Annotated in this window: 16 protein-coding genes and 2 pseudogenes; 7 read left to right on the top strand and 11 right to left on the bottom strand. The window is 45.7% G+C overall.

Annotation, left to right across the window (positions count from 1 at the left end):
- Positions 1-18: 18 nt before the first annotated feature.
- The 5 genes from ACGCCZ_RS08380 to ACGCCZ_RS08360 all read left to right on the top strand — a co-directional run bounded on the left by ACGCCZ_RS08380 (position 19) and on the right by ACGCCZ_RS08360 (position 4481).
- Positions 19-981 carry a protein rep gene (locus ACGCCZ_RS08380; RefSeq protein ID WP_411655771.1) on the top strand — a complete coding sequence of 321 codons (963 nt, stop codon included), beginning with the start codon at positions 19-21 and terminating at the stop codon, positions 979-981.
- A 44-nt stretch (positions 982-1025) separates the two neighbouring features.
- Positions 1026-1265: a hypothetical protein gene (locus ACGCCZ_RS08375; RefSeq protein ID WP_411655770.1), complete on the top strand. Its 240-nt coding sequence runs from the start codon at positions 1026-1028 to the stop codon at positions 1263-1265.
- A gap of 114 nt (positions 1266-1379) precedes the next feature.
- Positions 1380-1871 (top strand): tyrosine-type recombinase/integrase, encoded by a 492-nt coding sequence (locus tag ACGCCZ_RS08370; protein WP_411655769.1) that lies wholly within the window; start codon positions 1380-1382, stop codon positions 1869-1871.
- 404 nt (positions 1872-2275) lie between these two features.
- Positions 2276-3343, top strand: a complete 1068-nt coding sequence (locus ACGCCZ_RS08365) for a tyrosine recombinase XerC (RefSeq protein ID WP_411655768.1) — start codon at positions 2276-2278, stop codon at positions 3341-3343.
- Positions 3330-4481 carry a glycosyltransferase gene (locus tag ACGCCZ_RS08360; protein ID WP_411655767.1) on the top strand — a complete coding sequence of 384 codons (1152 nt, stop codon included), beginning with the start codon at positions 3330-3332 and terminating at the stop codon, positions 4479-4481. Before ACGCCZ_RS08365 ends, ACGCCZ_RS08360 begins: the two co-directional genes overlap by 14 nt.
- Before the next feature lie 220 nt (positions 4482-4701).
- Here ACGCCZ_RS08360 and xerD read toward each other — a convergent pair whose 3' ends face one another.
- The 7 genes from xerD to tgt all read right to left on the bottom strand — a co-directional run bounded on the left by xerD (position 4702) and on the right by tgt (position 10383).
- Positions 4702-5595 (bottom strand): site-specific tyrosine recombinase XerD, encoded by an 894-nt coding sequence (gene xerD / locus ACGCCZ_RS08355; protein WP_054322961.1) that lies wholly within the window; start codon positions 5593-5595, stop codon positions 4702-4704.
- Positions 5596-5609: 14 nt separating this feature from the next.
- Positions 5610-6245, bottom strand: a complete 636-nt coding sequence (locus tag ACGCCZ_RS08350) for a stage II sporulation protein M (RefSeq protein ID WP_085532486.1) — start codon at positions 6243-6245, stop codon at positions 5610-5612.
- Between the two features lie 307 nt (positions 6246-6552).
- Positions 6553-7920, bottom strand: coding sequence for a thioether cross-link-forming SCIFF peptide maturase (gene scfB, locus ACGCCZ_RS08345; RefSeq protein WP_411655766.1), 1368 nt, complete (start codon positions 7918-7920; stop codon positions 6553-6555).
- A gap of 116 nt (positions 7921-8036) precedes the next feature.
- Positions 8037-8183 carry a six-cysteine ranthipeptide SCIFF gene (gene scfA, locus ACGCCZ_RS08340; protein ID WP_082402034.1) on the bottom strand — a complete coding sequence of 49 codons (147 nt, stop codon included), beginning with the start codon at positions 8181-8183 and terminating at the stop codon, positions 8037-8039.
- A gap of 72 nt (positions 8184-8255) precedes the next feature.
- Positions 8256-8666, bottom strand: coding sequence for a TIGR04086 family membrane protein (locus ACGCCZ_RS08335; RefSeq protein WP_054322963.1), 411 nt, complete (start codon positions 8664-8666; stop codon positions 8256-8258).
- A gap of 68 nt (positions 8667-8734) precedes the next feature.
- On the bottom strand, positions 8735-9139 hold the full coding sequence (gene yajC, locus ACGCCZ_RS08330; RefSeq protein WP_411655765.1) for a preprotein translocase subunit YajC: 405 nt from the start codon (positions 9137-9139) through the stop codon (positions 8735-8737).
- Between the two features lie 113 nt (positions 9140-9252).
- On the bottom strand, positions 9253-10383 hold the full coding sequence (tgt, locus tag ACGCCZ_RS08325; RefSeq protein WP_054322965.1) for a tRNA guanosine(34) transglycosylase Tgt: 1131 nt from the start codon (positions 10381-10383) through the stop codon (positions 9253-9255).
- A gap of 452 nt (positions 10384-10835) precedes the next feature.
- Here tgt and ACGCCZ_RS08320 point away from each other — a divergent pair, with 452 nt between their 5' ends.
- Positions 10836-10925, top strand: coding sequence for a hypothetical protein (locus ACGCCZ_RS08320; RefSeq protein ID WP_161803640.1), 90 nt, complete (start codon positions 10836-10838; stop codon positions 10923-10925).
- Positions 10926-11311: 386 nt separating this feature from the next.
- Positions 11312-11470 (top strand): hypothetical protein, encoded by a 159-nt coding sequence (locus ACGCCZ_RS08315; protein ID WP_153802336.1) that lies wholly within the window; start codon positions 11312-11314, stop codon positions 11468-11470.
- Positions 11471-11642: 172 nt separating this feature from the next.
- Here ACGCCZ_RS08315 and ACGCCZ_RS08310 read toward each other — a convergent pair.
- From ACGCCZ_RS08310 to ACGCCZ_RS08295, 4 genes and pseudogenes are all read right to left on the bottom strand, one after another.
- Positions 11643-13408 (bottom strand): annotated as a pseudogene (locus ACGCCZ_RS08310) (ABC transporter ATP-binding protein).
- Positions 13401-15176: an ABC transporter ATP-binding protein gene (locus tag ACGCCZ_RS08305; RefSeq protein WP_054322968.1), complete on the bottom strand. Its 1776-nt coding sequence runs from the start codon at positions 15174-15176 to the stop codon at positions 13401-13403. Before ACGCCZ_RS08305 ends, ACGCCZ_RS08310 begins: the two are co-directional and overlap by 8 nt.
- Position 15177: 1 nt before the next feature.
- Positions 15178-15324, bottom strand: coding sequence for a hypothetical protein (locus ACGCCZ_RS08300; protein WP_153802337.1), 147 nt, complete (start codon positions 15322-15324; stop codon positions 15178-15180).
- Between the two features lie 69 nt (positions 15325-15393).
- Positions 15394-16270 (bottom strand): annotated as a pseudogene (locus ACGCCZ_RS08295) (helix-turn-helix domain-containing protein).
- Positions 16271-16496: the final 226 nt, after the last annotated feature.

The raw sequence follows: 16496 nt of genomic DNA, 5'->3' as shown, positions 1-16496 counted from the left end.
GCCTGGGTTTTTCCGCATATGCCTTGTATACCGAATGAATGTTCGAATCCCTTATTTTCCTTGGACGATCCTGATAATGGTGTCTTAAAAAGATTCCAGGAGCACAAGGAACTCGCCGCTCTTGTCGCTTCTGCCATGCAGGAAATCCCCGGCTGGGACGACCGCGCCCGCCATCTCTGGGAATGCGGCACTTACATCGAATTCGATCAGGACGGCAAACTCGTCCGCTCCAATCTCTGCCGCGATCGCTTCTGTCCCATGTGCCAATGGCGCAGAAGTCTCCGCATCTACGGCCAGACCCAGCGTATCTTGGATTCTCTGGAACCTCAGGGGTTCGCTTATCTTCATATGACCCTTACGCTCCCAAACTGCTCTGCGGACGATCTCCCCGCCCACTGCGATTGGCTCTACTGGCGCAGCAGCGCGCTCTTTGGCGACCGCCTCTATCCAAAAAGCGACCCGCTTCATGAGAAGTCCCATTTTAAGCGCGCCTTCAAAGGCATCATGCGCTGCCTCGAAATCACCTATAACCCCGTTCGTGACGACTATCATCCCCATCTGCATTGCCTCGTTGCCGTCAGGCCCTCTTACTTCAAGAGCAGGGACTACATCTCCCAAGAGCTCTTGCGCGTCCTCTGGACCGGCCATAGCGCCGGAATCTTTGGGGATCCCCATGACGGCCTCTGGCAAGTCTATATCTCTCGGGTGAAAGAGGCCGAACGTAACAATGCGGTCGCTGAAGTCGCCAAATATGCCGTCAAACCCTTCCACTTGGAGCTCGATCTCGATGGCTATTGCCGCGTCTTGCCCGTCCTCCACTCCGCTATGGCCCGGCGGCGTCTCATCCAACTCTATGGCGTCTTTGCCGAGGCCGCACGCGCCTTGAAGATCAACATCAACGACGACCGCGAACAGGCCGCCGTCTCCGGCCAAACTCGGAAATTTTCCTTCATCGACGGTCTGTATCGCGAACTTTTTTGATTCATTTACTTGTGAAAAATTTCGACATGAAAGGGGAATCCTCTATGAGCTCTGAAATGGTGCTCTATATCCTATCCGCCGCGCGGAAACCTGTCTCGACCATCAGCCTCACCTACGACTGCGAAGCGCGCGTCAACGAACTCTGCGCGATGATCGAAGTCTTCTTCCAGGACGGCCACGAAGCCATTGGCGCCGGTCACACCATCTTCGGCGCACTCCGCAATCTCATGGTCAACACACGCGCCGACGCCGCCTATTGGCAGAAATGGACCGAGCTCGACTGATCTTCCAGTCCCTGGGCAGGGAGGAGGCGCTCTTTCCCGCGCGCGCTGGCTCCGCCTTTCCGAGTTGTCTTTTTCAGGTTTGTACACTGGGGGGATTTTATGAGGGCTGGCTTTATGGAAGCCAACGAATTTGAACATCTACTCGCGGCGCTCATGCCGCCAAACCGCCTCGCCTGTGAGGTCAGCGCTTGCACCGGCTTGCGCATCTCCGACGTGCTTAATCTCCGCACCGCTAAGCTCGCGGAACGCTTCTCTGTCCGGGAGCTTAAAACCGGCAAGATCAAGCGCGTTCGCTTGCCTAGGTCCCTGCTGGACCGCCTTCTTGCACAGGCCGGACGCATCTATGTCTTTGAAAACCGCCTCGACTACCGCAAGCCCCGCACAAGACAGGCGGTCTACAAAGACCTTCGCCGCGCGGCCAAGCTCTTTCGGGTCAAAGATATTCACGTTTCGCCGCACTCGGCCCGCAAGCTTTATGCAGTGAGTGAGTACCGCAGAACCGGCAGCATTGAGCGGGTGAAGGAACTGCTGAACCATGAGGATGAGGCTGTGACAATCTTGTATGCAATGGCAGATCAACTTGAACTGCGCCGCAGGAAAAAATAAGCCACTGTTTGGTAGCATCCTCTTGTGTTACACTGTATTTACTGCTACCCTTAAATTAGGCGCTGCGATTCCTACAGAAAGGAGGATGGGCAACGCTCATTCGTACAAAACACGTTATTTTGTCTGCGCAGCGTAAATTGCATGGTCTATTAGGATTTCTAATGGAAATCGAACTGAGAAAGAAAAAAGGAGCCCGTGAGGGGGCTCCTTCTTGTGGGCCTAATGCAATTAGACAAAATAAATATTTTGTATAATTTAGGTAGGAGTAGAATTACATAATACCGTTTTGTAAAACCAAATTTCTCATGGTATAATTGTTTGTAACCATTCGATGAATGACTTCAATTAACTTTCATTTTATCGAATCTTTTGAAAATCTATATTTAAGAAGTTGATGATACATAATGAAACCAGAATTACTTTCCGAGGCGCCACAAATTATCCGAGAGTTCCTGGGATATTTAGGAACCATAAAAGGAAAATCAGAAAAAACAGTTGAAGAATACTATTTAGACCTACGCACGTTTTTTCGATATATTAAATTATCAAGAAACTTGGTTCCAAATGGTACACCGTTTGAAGAAATTTCAATTGCAGATATCAATATCGATTTGATACGAACCATAACTTTAACCCAAGTATTTGAATATATGAATTATCTAACAAACGTTCGGAACAATAAACCTGCAACACGTTCACGTAAGGTTTCGAGCCTCCGTACTTTTTTTAAATACTTGACCAATAAAACCAATCAACTGGAAGTTAATCCAGTTTTAGAATTAGAAACTCCTAAGCTACGTTCAGCTCTGCCAAAATACTTAACATTCGAACAAAGCATCGATCTTTTGGCAAGAGTTGAGGGAAAAAATAAAGAACGGGATTATTGTATTCTAGTTTTATTTCTCAATTGTGGCTTACGTCTATCCGAATTGGTTGGATTAAATATCAGCGATGTCCGTCAGAGTTCCCACACCATACGAGTTCTTGGAAAAGGAAATAAAGAACGGATTGTCTATTTAAACGACGCCTGTCAAGATGCCATTAAACGTTATCTAGCTGTACGCCCGCACGATGGATTGATCGATCGAAAGGCTCTGTTCATCAGTGGACAACACAAACGGATCAGCCCCAAAACCGTCCAGTATCTGGTCAAAAAGTATCTTGCTCAGATTGACTTAAGTGGTCCTGGGTATTCTGTGCATAAACTGCGCCATACTGCGGCTACATTGATGTACCAACATGGCCATGTGGATATTCGAGTCTTAAAAGATATCTTAGGACATGAGAACCTTGGTACCACAGAGATCTATACCCATTTATCCGATCAGCAGATGGAACAAGCTGCCAATGCCAATCCTTTAGCACATGTAAAGCCGCGTATAAAAAACACTACAGCCATTACATCCCCCGAAAAGGCAAAAGAAAAAGAAGAAGATTCTTCAACAAGAGGGTTACCACATGACATTGAATAAAAGAATACTATACTGCGCATCAACCCCGGGTCATATTTTACACTTTCATCTCCCCTATCTTCGGGCATTTCGTTCTCTGGGATACGAAGTGTGGGTTGCAGTAAATCGCTATGTAGAAATTCCTTTTGCAGATCGGGTCATTTCTTTGCCCTTCGAAAAAAGTCTATTGAGCACCCAAAATATCCACGCAATCTGCGCAGCTCGAAAGTTGTTTTCCGAGCAAGACTTTGCGATTGTTAGCACACATACTACATTGGCAAGCGCAGTAATTCGAGCGGCTCTTTTAACAGTTCCTGCCAAAAAGCGACCTCTCATTTTTTGTACTTCGCATGGTTATCTGTTTTCTGAAAAAGACAGTCTAAAAAAATGGCGTTATCTTTTGCCAGAAAAGCTCTGTGCAAACATTACGGATGTTACATTCGTGATGAACCGCGAGGATTTTGGTATTGCCCAAAAGCATCATCTCTATAAAGGACAACTGTGTTTTACAAATGGAATGGGACTAGATCTTCATCAATATCGTCCGTACTCGAAAGAAGAACGTAAACATAAACGCGAGGAAGCGGGATACACCGAACAGGAGTTTCTTTTTGTCTATGCTGCAGAATTTTCAGATCGAAAAAATCAAGCTCTTTTGATTCACGCATTTGCGTCCTTTGTTCAAAACCATCCTGAAGGAAGACTTTTATTAGCGGGTAATGGCGATCTTGAGAAAGCATGTAAAGAACTTGTAAAAACCTTAGGCATCGAAAGACAAGTCTCCTTTTTAGGTTATGTGAAACAGATGGAAAATCTCTATCCCCTCTGTGATGTATCTGTCACTTGTAGTCGAATTGAAGGATTGCCTTTTAATGTAATGGAGTCCATGGCATGCGGCCTTCCTGTAGTAGCCAGCAACATCAAAGGGCACCAAGAACTGGTTATTCCCGGGCAGACTGGTTTTCTGTTCTCCAGCGGGGATCAAGACGCCTGTGCACAGCAGCTGGAAAAAGCCTATCAATCGCGGAGCCAATTTGAATATTACCGAGCCAATGCCTTACAGCACGTTCAACAATATAACTTACAACATGTCCTACCGCAAAATATGGGTTTTTATTTGGATGCTATCGATCAAATAAAGAAAATGAATAGTCAATAGAAAGCGTTGATTTTTATTGACTATTCGCATAAGATTATCAATGAATCCATATCTGATAGTCTGATAGACAGTAAATAAGCAACAGAAAATAACACAACAGCCGGACGGATAATAAATCCGCCCGGCTTTCTTACTGAAAGGCCTCATATAACCATGTTACAGAAAAGTAAAATGCTTGTCCCAATGATTCTTTTATCTTAACTTTCTTAACTTTTTATCTTTACCCTAACTTTGCCCGCGGATGACACTGATTATATACCTCTTTAAAATGATCGTTCAGTAGATGTACATACACCTGTGTGGAGGATATATCTGCATGCCCCAACATCGCTTGAATGTCCTTGAGATCTGCTCCATTTTCCAATAGATGCAGAGCGAAGGAGTGGCGTAAAGTATGCGGAGTAATCTCCTTTATGATACCTGCCTGTTCTGCATATCCTTTTACGATCTTCCAGAATCCCTGTCGGGTCAAACGCTTTCCATTCAGATTGGTAAACAAAGCTTGTCCGCCATCCGGAGAAAGGATAAGACTGCGTACACGAAGAATATAGTCCGATATAGCTGCAACTGCTGTCGCATACACCGGGATCATACGCTCTGATTTGCCGTTTCTACAACACAACATTCCAGCCCGTAGGTTGATGTCATTGACATCGAGAGCCACCAATTCCGACGAACGAATTCCTGTCGCATAGAGTAACTCCAACATAGCCTTATCGCGGCAGCCCTTCGGTTCCGTTGGATCGGGCTGGCTAAGGAGTAAGTCAATTTCCTCCCCGCTTAGAATCTGTGGCAGCTTTTTCGGCGTCTTTTCCAGCTTTATGTTTCGAGCTGGATTAGCAGTTGCCAAGTTATTCTGCATCAAAAAATAATAGAAGCAACGGATCGATGCCACATTTCTTGTAATTGTCGCACTGGATTTTTTTAACTCCAACAAACGATCGACGTATCGTTCCATTTGGGCTTCATCAACCAAGGCAGGGTCATCCATTCCTTGCTGCGATAGATACGCAAGAAAATGCTCCACATCCCGAAGATAGGAGTCCAGCGTATTGTCTGAGACATTTTTTTGATTCACCAAGTAGTCGCTGAAATCCAAACAAAAGTCTTTCATGTTTCTTCTACCCCTTAAAACGAAAAAAGCCCCGCAAAGCAAACCGTTGTCAACAGGTCAAGAAGCGCTGCCAAAAAACACATCGCTAAAACAGCGCCGTAGCGAAGGCAGTAAAGTTTCATCCCTGAACCGGCAGTCCCTGTGATCCGACGGGAGAACCGCATACTCTCCCTTCCTGCCAATAATAAAGCCAAACAACATACAAACGCACCGGGAAGGATGACCAAGAAGTGAAAAATCACTCCATGAAAACCGTGAGCGGCATATAAATAACCGGAAGTCAAGCCCAATCCTAAACCACGAAAAAACAAAACTGCTGGAACTGCAAAGACTCCCCATAATGAAAGGCCACAAAGGAAACACACCAGCACAAACAAAAAAGAGGACGCAAAAGATGCAGAAAAAACAGAAAAAGCCGGCTGTGTCGCCCTTTCCTGGAAGTTGCTATAAAACAGAAAATCCATCTTGTCCAGAATGGAAGGCGCTACACTTCGAGTGACAATCGCACCTGCGATCATTCCTACCAGGAAGCACAACGCTAAAAAAATAGCTGCTGTATTGGCACGAACCGCCTGGATCAAACTGGCTTTGTCAACTAGACGCCCCTTCCACTTATCAAGCTGAAAAACGTTTGTCCCTTTTATTTTCATGAAACCGCCTCCCCAAAGGTTGCTCACTTTAAAGGTATGCGCGGCTCGGGACAAATATGATTTTCTGTTCCTTCCTTTAAAAAAGCCTCCCGCTCTTATCAAATTATCTAGTATATACTATAATACATTTCAAAATGTAGTGCAATATCCCAAGACATATTTCTTGCATTTTCATACATGTATATCTTTTGGATACATTTCAAATTATGTAAACTTAATATTTTTATGTAAACTAGATTATGTAAAATCAATTTGCATAAAAATACACGCGGGTGTATATTCCGCATCCGCGTGTATTTAACGCCGTTTATTCGGCCAAAGCAGCCTGAATCATCACTGCACATTCCAAGCGCTTCTGCTCCAACGCACAGGCAATTTCATGCGGCTTATGAATGTCTCCTTCATATTGCCAGTTATTAGCATTACAGCCGCCACTACAATAGAATTTTGCCCAACAATTCTTGCAACGCTCTTTGCTGTAAACATTTGCCAGTGCAAATTCATTTTTCCGTTCCAAATCGTAACTGCCATCCAGTACGTTCCCCATCTTCCAATCGTCCTCTCCAACGAACTGATGGCAAGGGAAAATGTCTCCCTCTGGTGTGACCGCTACATATTCATTGCCACAGCTACAGCCGCGTAGGCGTTTGATCGCACAAGGACCTTGATTCAAATCGATCATAAAATGGAAGAAATTGAATCCCTCTCCCGCCTTTTTACGGGCGATAATCGTGTTCGCCAAACGTTCGTATTCCTCGAACACTCTTGGGAGATCCTCCTCCTGAATGGAATAGCTAAGCTTGGGATCGGACACTACGGGTTCTACAGAGACCTGATCAAAACCAAGGTCTACCAAGTGAAGAACATCTTCCGTAAAGTCCAAGTTATACTTGGTAAATGTACCACGAGCATAGTAGTCCTTGTCCTTTCCGCGGGTGGCAACCAGTTTCTGAAAACGCGGCACGATCGTATCATAACTGCCGCCTCCATTTGTACGGATACGAAGGCGGTCGTTGACCTCTCTGCGCCCGTCAATCGAAAGCACCACATTGGACATTTCGCGATTGATAAAATCGATCTTATCATCGTTCAACAGAAGGCCATTGGTTGTGATGGTGAACCGGAAATTCTTATTATGGGGCTTTTCGAGGCTCCGCGCGTAAGCGACAGTCTCTTTGACCACTTCGAAATTCATCAATGGTTCTCCACCAAAAAAATCCACTTCCAGATTATGCCGTGTTCCTGACTTTTCCACCAGAAAGTCGATGGCTTTTTTAGCGACCTCCAATGGCATCAGCATTCTGCCGCGTCCAAAGTCCCCCTTTGCTGCAAAACAGTATTCGCAACGCAAATTGCAGTCATGCGCAATATTGAGACACATGGATTTCACAGGCGCATTTGTCATCATTGAGGCAAACTTTTCGTATTCATCAGCAGAGAACAACTGTCCAGACGTATATAGCTCGCGCAATTCTGCATAAGCCTGGGTGAGGGTCTTTTCATCAAACTGGCCGCGAAGCGCCTCCAACATATCCTGAGGTGGTGTTTCCGGAACACAATCTTCTTTTTCCAGATAATCCAACATCAAATACGGTGCTTCCTCAAAGAGATGTACTGCTCCACTATTCGTATCCATTACGATGCGATAGCCATTCAAACGATATTTATGTATCATGTACTTTTCCCCATTTGCACAAAATTTAAGGGACAGATTTCCCTGTCCCTTTGGTTTCTTGGTTTATACGCGATTCAGCTGGCCACACAGGGCCTCCTTCTCGCAATTTAAAACCTTTAGCGATTGACGTTTTCGCACTTCTGATTGGCAACCGTGCAGGAAGTCTTGCATGCGGACTGGCAGGACGCCTGGCACTCACCGCAACCGCCTTTTACAGCGCTCTCCTTCAGATTGGCCTTATTCAACGTTTTGATCTGCTCCATGATAAAACCCCCATTTCTAAATCTTGAATTTCCTTCGCTTATTATAACACAATCCATCCGATAAGAAAAGGACTATTTTATTTTGCTCTTCTTGCTCACAGAAAGCAGCCCTCCGATTGCCCCTGCCAAAACCATCACAGCAAACCGTGTAAGCGTTGTCAACACAGGAGGCCCTTGAAAGGCAATCACACCTGCAAGCAAAAACAGTACGAACAATAGAAGTCCGGAAATTGCACCGAACAAAAGGCCGTTCTTTTTGGATACCTTCGCCGCGAAAAAGCCGGACACAAATGCACTGAATGCAGAAACCGCAATTATAATCGGATTGATAGCGAACTGTGGGATATAACCAACCTTTACAAAGCTAAAGGCAAACACAGCCAAAAGCCCCGCGCACAAGACTGCACCACATACAGCCCCTATCACAACCGCGCGTACCGCTCCTAAAACCGTACGATTCTTATTGGATCTGGTCATTTTCATCACACGCCCTCCTCCACTATCTGCTTGATAGATATGCAAAGGACGTGCCTGGTATTCTTTCACCGTACTTATTTTTTGGACTTGTCCGCTTTTTCCTTCTTTTCAGCGGGCTCCTCGCGCTCTGTATCCACGCTGCCGATCGCCCAACGTTTTACACGCAGTTTCGCGCGATCCGTACCTGTTTCAATTACAACTGTGTCCGTCTCTTCCTTTACACTGATGATACGGCCCACGATTCCACCGATGGTCGTAATCTCATCGCCGATCTGCGCATTTTTGCGCATCGCTTCTTCCTTCTTCTTTCTTTTTGAGGAAGGACGAATCAGCAACAGATAAAAGCCCACAATGATGACTGCATAGAAAATCAGGATTGTCCACATGCTGCCGCCAGCATTTGCGTCTGTGCTGTTTGCTAGAACCATAAAGTTTTCCATTATACGATACTGCACCTCCATAATGATAAGCCCAACCATTTACAACCATCGTGTATTCGATCAGTTTTGGGTAGGCACCAGTACTGCCCATTATAGCAATAAATGGGAAGGCATGCAAGCATTTTCATCGCTTTCCCAAAGGAATTTCCGTTTTAAATTCTCTTTCCAAGCCTCTCAACGTTTTCTTGATAAAACTTTTCAAATTGCCCATTATCGATAGCCATGCGGATTCGCTCCAAAAGGGTATTGTAAAAATAAATATTGTGCATGACGCATAATCGCATGGCCAGCATCTCTCCGCTCTTAAAAAGGTGGCGGATGTATGCACGAGTAAAGTTGCGGCACACCGGGCAATCACAGGTCGGGTCAAGGGGAAGCGTATCCAACTCATACTTGGCGTTCATCAGATTACGGCAGCCCTCCCAAGTGAAAGCATGGCCATGGCGTGCATTGCGACTCGGCATCACACAGTCAAAAATATCTACGCCGCGTCTAACCGCTTCCAGTATATTGACTGGTGTTCCCACCCCCATCAAATAACGCGGTTTGTCCACAGGCATCTCCGGCTCGACCGCTTCAATTATGCGGTACATCTCTTCCGCTGGTTCTCCTACCGCCAGCCCGCCGATCGCATATCCATCCAAATCCAATTTCCGAATCTCACGCATATGCCCGACACGAAGATCTTCATAGGTACTTCCTTGGTTGATCCCCCAAAGCATCTGTTTTGGATTGATTGTATCTGGCAAAGCATTCAGCCGATCGTGCTCCTCCTTACAACGGTATAGCCACCGTACCGTTCTTTGGCAGGAAGCTCGGGCGTAATCATATTCGGCAGGATTCTCCATACATTCATCAAAGGCCATCGCAATAGTGGAGCCCAGGTGGGATTGAATCCGCATGCTTTCCTCCGGCCCCATAAAAATACGATGTCCGTCGATATGAGAAGCGAACGTCACACCTTCTTCCTTGATATTACGCAGCTTTGCCAAAGAGAATACCTGGAACCCACCGCTGTCCGTCAGGATGGGACCGTTCCACCGTGTAAAGGTGTGTAATCCTCCTAGCTTTCGAACCGTTTCGTCCCCTGGACGTAAATGGAGGTGATATGTATTGCAAAGCTGTACCTGGCATTTTAGCTCTTTTAAATCAAGCGCAGAAACTGCCCCCTTAATGGCACCCGCTGTTGCAACATTCATAAAGGCTGGCATCTGGATCATTCCATGTGGAGTCAAAAATTCACCACGCCGGGCCTTTCCTTCTTGTTTGATAAGTCGATACATAGATTTCTGTTCCTTTCATTTGGGTATTCCTAGGATAAATAAAAATTCTTTGCAACGAAAGCAGCTCAAAATTGTGTCCGGAACAACCAAAAGGCATCCCTTGAACCACGTCTTTAATAGCAAAATTTTCAAAAGCAAAACCTCTGTACCAGCGATTCTGCCCTCAACGCCAAGTAATTATAGCATAGATACCTTGTAAGAAAAAGAGTTCGTTTTAATAGAAAATACAAAGTGAGCATGAAACGGCTGTTTTGTTTTTCTATACAATTTGGCCAACCGCGCTATTCGTTAAAAGTTGTGAAAAATCTTACGATCAGCCAAGCAGACTGTTCTGGTATGATGGCTGTGACCGCTGTAATTGGTTATAATTGTGGAACAGCAGAACACCTACAGGCAAACGGAAAAGTCACTTCCACTGCTTATAATGTGTGGGCGGTATCATTGGTGGCAACATGGGAGGAGCGGTATCCGGATGCTCTACAGAAGATTCTACTGTAACCGTTCTCGGTGAAAATAACTATACAGATGGCCGGTATATCTAGAGGATTCCAACGAATGCGGCGGTTTGGTAATTGGAGGATCTTTTGGGGGTATGATTGCAAATTGTTCCGGTACGGGCACTGTTATTTCGGAAGGCTATGATGCAATGGGGGGCGGTGTTGCCGGTGCTTAGAAAGTATGAAGAGCATTACTGGCTGTTCAGCGGATGTAACCATACGTGCCGGAAAAAATGCGCATGGGATAGGGTGGACTTTGCGGTTTTTCTGGGACTTTCGATCTTTCCGCCCCTGCTCTGGTGTCAGGATGCACGGTAAATGCACAGATCGAGTGCAGCGAGGGGGCCACACACGTGGGTGGTCTCATTGGCACTGGGCTTTATATGAACACTCCGGACATGGAAAGTGTCTTTTAAATTCAAGATTGCTCTGTGACAGCAACCATCACAGGTACGGTCACGCCGGGGGCAATTGCCGGCCGTGCAGAGGGCTGCATGATCAAAAGCTGTGAGATCTCCGTCACAGCGGATGGCGAACCCTTGACCAATGCAGTTGGACAAACCAGCACCAAATTCGAAAGTGCCGAATAAAGGCTATTCCATATAGAACGGGAAAACTTCCACTGTTTCTGTTTAGAAACGTATTGGGCCCTTACATCATCCGCCGCATAAAGGGCATCCTACCATTCGGCTTTTTCAACCGAATGCGGGATGCCCCAATCGTTTTATATCGATTTCCATTTATCTCGTAATACAACCAGAACTATTGACCTTTGGGTTTTCCCATTCGCCAGCCTTCCGCCTGTTCACGCACTTTCACAAACCGGCGATAAACACCCTCTTGCTCCAGCAATTCCAAGTGGGTCCCCTTCTGTACAATTCGTCCATTTGTCTACCACCAGAATCTGGTCAGCATTTTCAATGGTCGCTAGACGATGAGCAATGATGATAATCGTTTTCCCATGGACTAAAGCCGAAATTGCCTGCTGAATTTCGTGTTCATTTTCCGGGTCCACGCTCGCGGTCGCCTCATCCAAAATGATGATCGGCGCGTCCTTTAACATTGCCCGGGCAATGGAAATCCGCTGTTTCTCCCCTCCAGAAAGCGTTCCGCCCCCTTCCCCTACCACGGTATCATATCCGTCGGGAAGTGCCATAATGAAATCATGACAGTGGGCTGCCTTGGCGGCTGCAACGATTTCTGTGTCTGTTGCATGGGGATTTCCGAACCGAATATTATTTCGAATCGTATCGTGAAACAAATATACGTTTTGAAAAACCATAGAAATGTTTCGTAAAAGGCTATCGCAGGTAAACTCCCGTACGTCGTGCCCACCTATCAATATGGCTCCTGCATGAACGTCATAAAACCTGGCAATCAAGCTACAAATCGTGGTCTTTCCACTTCCAGATGGTCCCACGATGGCAGTCGTCGTTTTTTCTGGTATGGTAAACGAGACATCGTGCAGCACCTCTCGGTCATTATAGCCAAAGGATACATGATGAAAGGTTATATCATAACGATTTATGGAGAGATCGTTTCCCTTCTCATCAATAAACTCCGCATGTTCAATATCTTCTAAACGATCCATCGCCGAATCGATCACAGACAGGACATGGGCAGCATCGTTGATGGATTCTACTCCCCCATAGACCGTAAAGGAAAACATGGCTATCATCAACAGCAGGGGGAGTTCCATTCCACCCTGTAGCGTTTGCCATGCGGCAACTAATACCAAGGCTACCGAGGTTCCCTTTAAAAACAGAAGATGTAGGCAATTCCAAGGGACAAATCCAAACTCATTTTTTATACGAATGTCCTTGTTCTTTTTGGCAGCCTGACGGAAACGACCTACAGAGGCTCCTTCCTGTCCAAAGGATTTAACGACTGATAAGCCGCGTACATACTACAATGGACGCCCCCGAAAGTTCTTCCTGGGCTTTATGCCCCACCGGTGCGGTTCGGGCGCTTTGACGGTTGATTCCATGTAAAGCCACAGCGGAGAGTAACACCCCAATAATGGAAACCACTGCAGCAACTGGACAAAAACATGCAACGCAACAAATAATCGCCGTCACCTGTATGTATCCGTTCACAACTGCATCGATCATTTTCATACCTTGAAGTTCTAGGGTTGACAGTTCCGTCGTAATAGCCGCTAATATGTCACCAATATTATTTTTCGCAAAATACCCCAAGGATACGCGTTTCAGAATATCCCCGATTTGTACGCGTTGTTCCACAGCAACCTCATAGCCAATACTTTCTTGAAGTTTGTTTTTCCAAAATGAAAAGAAAAAGCGCAAAAGAATGAAAATCGTTACCGCAGCCAGGCAAATCCAAATCATCCGGAAGGTTACCGGCGTTCCACCACGGCTATCCTCTACCATTTTTCCCAATGCCCAAGCTGCAACAATCACAGGGCCAGCCGCGCACCATGTTGAAAAAAAGGAACATACAAATCCCAAGTAGAGCCGTCCCCGGTATTCTTTTGCCCATCGCATAATACGCCTAATGGTCTTAAACATGTGCATAACCTCCCTTTGCCTCAGTAACCGACCAATGCTTTGCCCCCACATGGGATTGCCACAGCTGCTGATATAGTGGGCATCGCTGCAATAATTCGTCCTGTTTTCCAATGTCAACAATCGCTCCCTTTTTCAACACGACAATTTGGTCTGCATTCTGAATGGTAGAGAGCCTATGGGCAATTACCAGCAGAGTCTTCCCTCGGGAAAGTTCCATAATAGATCGTTGTATCTTGTCCTCATTTTCTGGATCTGTAAATGCAGTCGCTTCGTCAAGAATGACAATGGGGGCATCTTTTAGAATGGCGCGTGCAATGGCTATTCTCTGACGTTCTCCACCAGAAAGCTGTTTTCCAGCCTCTCCTGCTGGCGTATCCCATCCTTTTTCCAAACGGCAAATAAAATCTTCGCATTGTGCAGCCCGCGCAGCTGCAAAGACTTGCTCTTCCGTTGCGTGTGGATTTCCCAATCGGATATTCTCCTTGAGAGAGCAATCGAAAAGAAAGTTATCCTGTGTGACAAAACTGACTGTATCCGCCAGCTGTTTCAGAGGAATGTCCCGAAGGTCTACGCCACCGATTTTGATACTTCCATTCGTCACATCCCAGAAACGTGCAATTAACCTTGCAACCGTCGATTTTCCACCTCCTGATGGCCCTACCAAAGCGGTAAAGCTTCCTTCAGGCATTGCCAAATGGATATGGTGTAGAACTTCATCTTCAGAATTACCTGTGTAAGAAAAGGATACGTCTTGAAGGACAATATCATTGTTCTCTAATTGAGCTGGCTTCGGTGCCTCTTTGAGTTCCGGCAATTGTAAAATATGGTTGGCATCCCTCACTGCATATTCCATGCTTTTGGCTTCATTTAAAAACTGTGTCGCTTTAAGAAGCGGTGTAACAATTCCTAAAGCTAACATAAAACACAATGCCAGTTCCGCTGGTCCCATACTTCCGTCCAGGTATAAGGCAACCCCGACAGGAAGTGTCCCCAGCAATGTGGTTGGCAGAATGGCAAAGCACAAATTCATGGATTTCCAAGTACTCTCAAACCAAGCCATCGTAAACTCCTTAAAGGAACGAACGGCCCCTGTAAACTTTTCATAGGAGCTGGAAGCCTGATTGAATGCCTTGACGACCTCAATTCCTTCAACATATTCTACGATAACGCTGTTCACCCGGTTGTTTGCCTTCATATAAGCGGCATATTGTGAATTATACGTTTTTAAACCGGAGATCATAGGAATAAGCGCCGCTGGAATTGTTACCAGAGAGGCCAAGCCCATTCTCCAGTCCATTACAAATAAAGCAACGACCACCCCCAATGGTAGCAATAGATTGGAACTTAACTCTGGAATCATGTGGGCCAAAGGCGGCTCCACGTCCTCCACACGATCAACAATTGTACTTTTGACACTACCAATCGACTTGTTCAGTACCTCTCCCAAAGGAGCGCGCATTAAACGATCCGCAATTTTTAAGCGCAATCCCTCCAAAATTGTATAGGCGGAAACGTGGGACAGAACCGTTGAAATCCCATAAAAAGCAATCTTTACAAGGTAACCGCCCAGACTAATCCCGCACCAAAACAGGAGGCTGTACCAACCCGCAGTTTCATCGATAAACATGCGCAAAACCTCATAAATGCCTAAATAGGGTACAAACCCGCCTATTACGCTGATGACTGCACATAGAACGGATAAAACCATCTTTCCCTTACAAGGGGATGCAAATGAAAGCAAGGTTTTTAACCAGCTTTCTTGTTTCATGTCAAAGACTCCCTTCATACAACATATTCATCCACTTTTGCGGATTATTTTTATCATAGAAGATTACAATCGTCTTTTCCGCTCCTGTTGGACTACTCTGCTCCATTTCGTCGGGAATGAAAACCTTCTGTGAGTGGTCTGTATACAAAACAAGGCCCCCTTCATGCGATTTCTGTCATGAAGAGGGGCCTTTTATCCATCTTTTTATTACATAAAACTATCCATTTTTCCGGTATTCCAGGGGGCTTGTCCCGATGACAGCCTTGAAGGCGGCTGCAAACTTGCTAGGACTGTCATACCCTACCAAACTCGGCGATTTCTGCAACACTGCGTTCCCGTTCCCTTCGAAGCAGACTTGCAGCTCGATTCATTCGATAAGCACGCATATACGTATTGACTGGACTTCCATAAACATTTTTGAAACAGCTTTTCATCGGCGTCAGCGGAATATCAAACTGTTCTGAAAGTTCCTCCAAGGTATAATGGTGCTCCAAATGTTCTGTCATTTGCCTTTGAATCGCTTTAATCTTTTCTACCTGTGACTTGTAAAAATAGGGGTGTTCCTCCCTCTGCTGAGGCAATTCAATTGCCTCCAGATAAAGAAGTAATTCTAAAACCTTGATTTTAAAGTACTGCAATTTGATCTTTTCCGGGACAGCATACAGCTCGCCAAAAACATGTTCAATGGATGGGGCTCCATGAATGACCATTGGATGCCCACCGTTGCAAAATTTTTCCCGCAGAGCATAGAGTTCTACCGGAAAATCTTGTATCTGTTCTTTTAGGCGGCGCGCCGCTTCCGGAAGTGTAAAACTTACCGTAATTCCATGATAGTGAGACAGTGGAAAAGTGAAATGGCCCGTATGTTCCAACCGGCAATCCATCTTCAGATCTCCAGCTTCTACATATGAGTAAGCGCTTTCATTGGCTGCATATTCCAAGCGTCCTTCCCGGCAATGGTCTATACAAAATAATTCCTGCGGCGTCTGAAATACAGATTCGCAATGTTCCATATGATAGTCGTTGTAAGCCAACATGACGCCGGGAAATACGTCATACATGGTCATAGTGCCTTCACCTGTATCGTTTTTCATCTGGAAAACAGCACAGCGGTCACTCTGTGCCACTGGTATCAACGAGCTGTTCCACAGGATAGTCTCTGTCAACCTCTCACACCCCTTTGTTTTTTATTATTCCATTTTCAGCAAGCGCTCAAAAGCATATTGTAAAATTTCCCTACCCTATCCCTATATAAATAGATTTGTCAATCAGTGAATCTCTCTGGCTACTACTTCATCCGTGACCGTTCAATTCGCTGGT

It is taken from the genome of Anaeromassilibacillus sp. SJQ-1 (assembly GCF_046693725.1).
Lineage (GTDB): Bacteria > Bacillota > Clostridia > Oscillospirales > Acutalibacteraceae > Anaeromassilibacillus.
Note: the sequence above shows the minus strand (reverse complement) of the source record. Positions and strands in the feature narration are given on the sequence as shown.

Excerpts from the sequence above, each read along its gene's own strand:
- xerD (WP_054322961.1), bottom strand. The coding sequence starts at position 5,595 with ATGAAAGACTTTTGTTTGGATTTCAGCGACTACTTGGTGAATCAAAAA.
- ACGCCZ_RS08380 (WP_411655771.1), top strand. The coding sequence starts at position 19 with ATGCCTTGTATACCGAATGAATGTTCGAATCCCTTATTTTCCTTGGAC.
- ACGCCZ_RS08320 (WP_161803640.1), top strand. The coding sequence starts at position 10,836 with ATGGGAGGAGCGGTATCCGGATGCTCTACAGAAGATTCTACTGTAACC.
- yajC (WP_411655765.1), bottom strand. The coding sequence starts at position 9,139 with ATGGTTGGGCTTATCATTATGGAGGTGCAGTATCGTATAATGGAAAAC.
- scfA (WP_082402034.1), bottom strand. The coding sequence starts at position 8,183 with ATGGAGCAGATCAAAACGTTGAATAAGGCCAATCTGAAGGAGAGCGCT.
- scfB (WP_411655766.1), bottom strand. The coding sequence starts at position 7,920 with ATGATACATAAATATCGTTTGAATGGCTATCGCATCGTAATGGATACG.
- ACGCCZ_RS08305 (WP_054322968.1), bottom strand. The coding sequence starts at position 15,176 with ATGAAACAAGAAAGCTGGTTAAAAACCTTGCTTTCATTTGCATCCCCT.
- tgt (WP_054322965.1), bottom strand. The coding sequence starts at position 10,383 with ATGTATCGACTTATCAAACAAGAAGGAAAGGCCCGGCGTGGTGAATTT.
- ACGCCZ_RS08335 (WP_054322963.1), bottom strand. The coding sequence starts at position 8,666 with ATGAAAATGACCAGATCCAATAAGAATCGTACGGTTTTAGGAGCGGTA.
- ACGCCZ_RS08375 (WP_411655770.1), top strand. The coding sequence starts at position 1,026 with ATGAGCTCTGAAATGGTGCTCTATATCCTATCCGCCGCGCGGAAACCT.
- ACGCCZ_RS08370 (WP_411655769.1), top strand. The coding sequence starts at position 1,380 with ATGGAAGCCAACGAATTTGAACATCTACTCGCGGCGCTCATGCCGCCA.
- ACGCCZ_RS08360 (WP_411655767.1), top strand. The coding sequence starts at position 3,330 with ATGACATTGAATAAAAGAATACTATACTGCGCATCAACCCCGGGTCAT.
- ACGCCZ_RS08365 (WP_411655768.1), top strand. The coding sequence starts at position 2,276 with ATGAAACCAGAATTACTTTCCGAGGCGCCACAAATTATCCGAGAGTTC.
- ACGCCZ_RS08350 (WP_085532486.1), bottom strand. The coding sequence starts at position 6,245 with ATGAAAATAAAAGGGACAAACGTTTTTCAGCTTGATAAGTGGAAGGGG.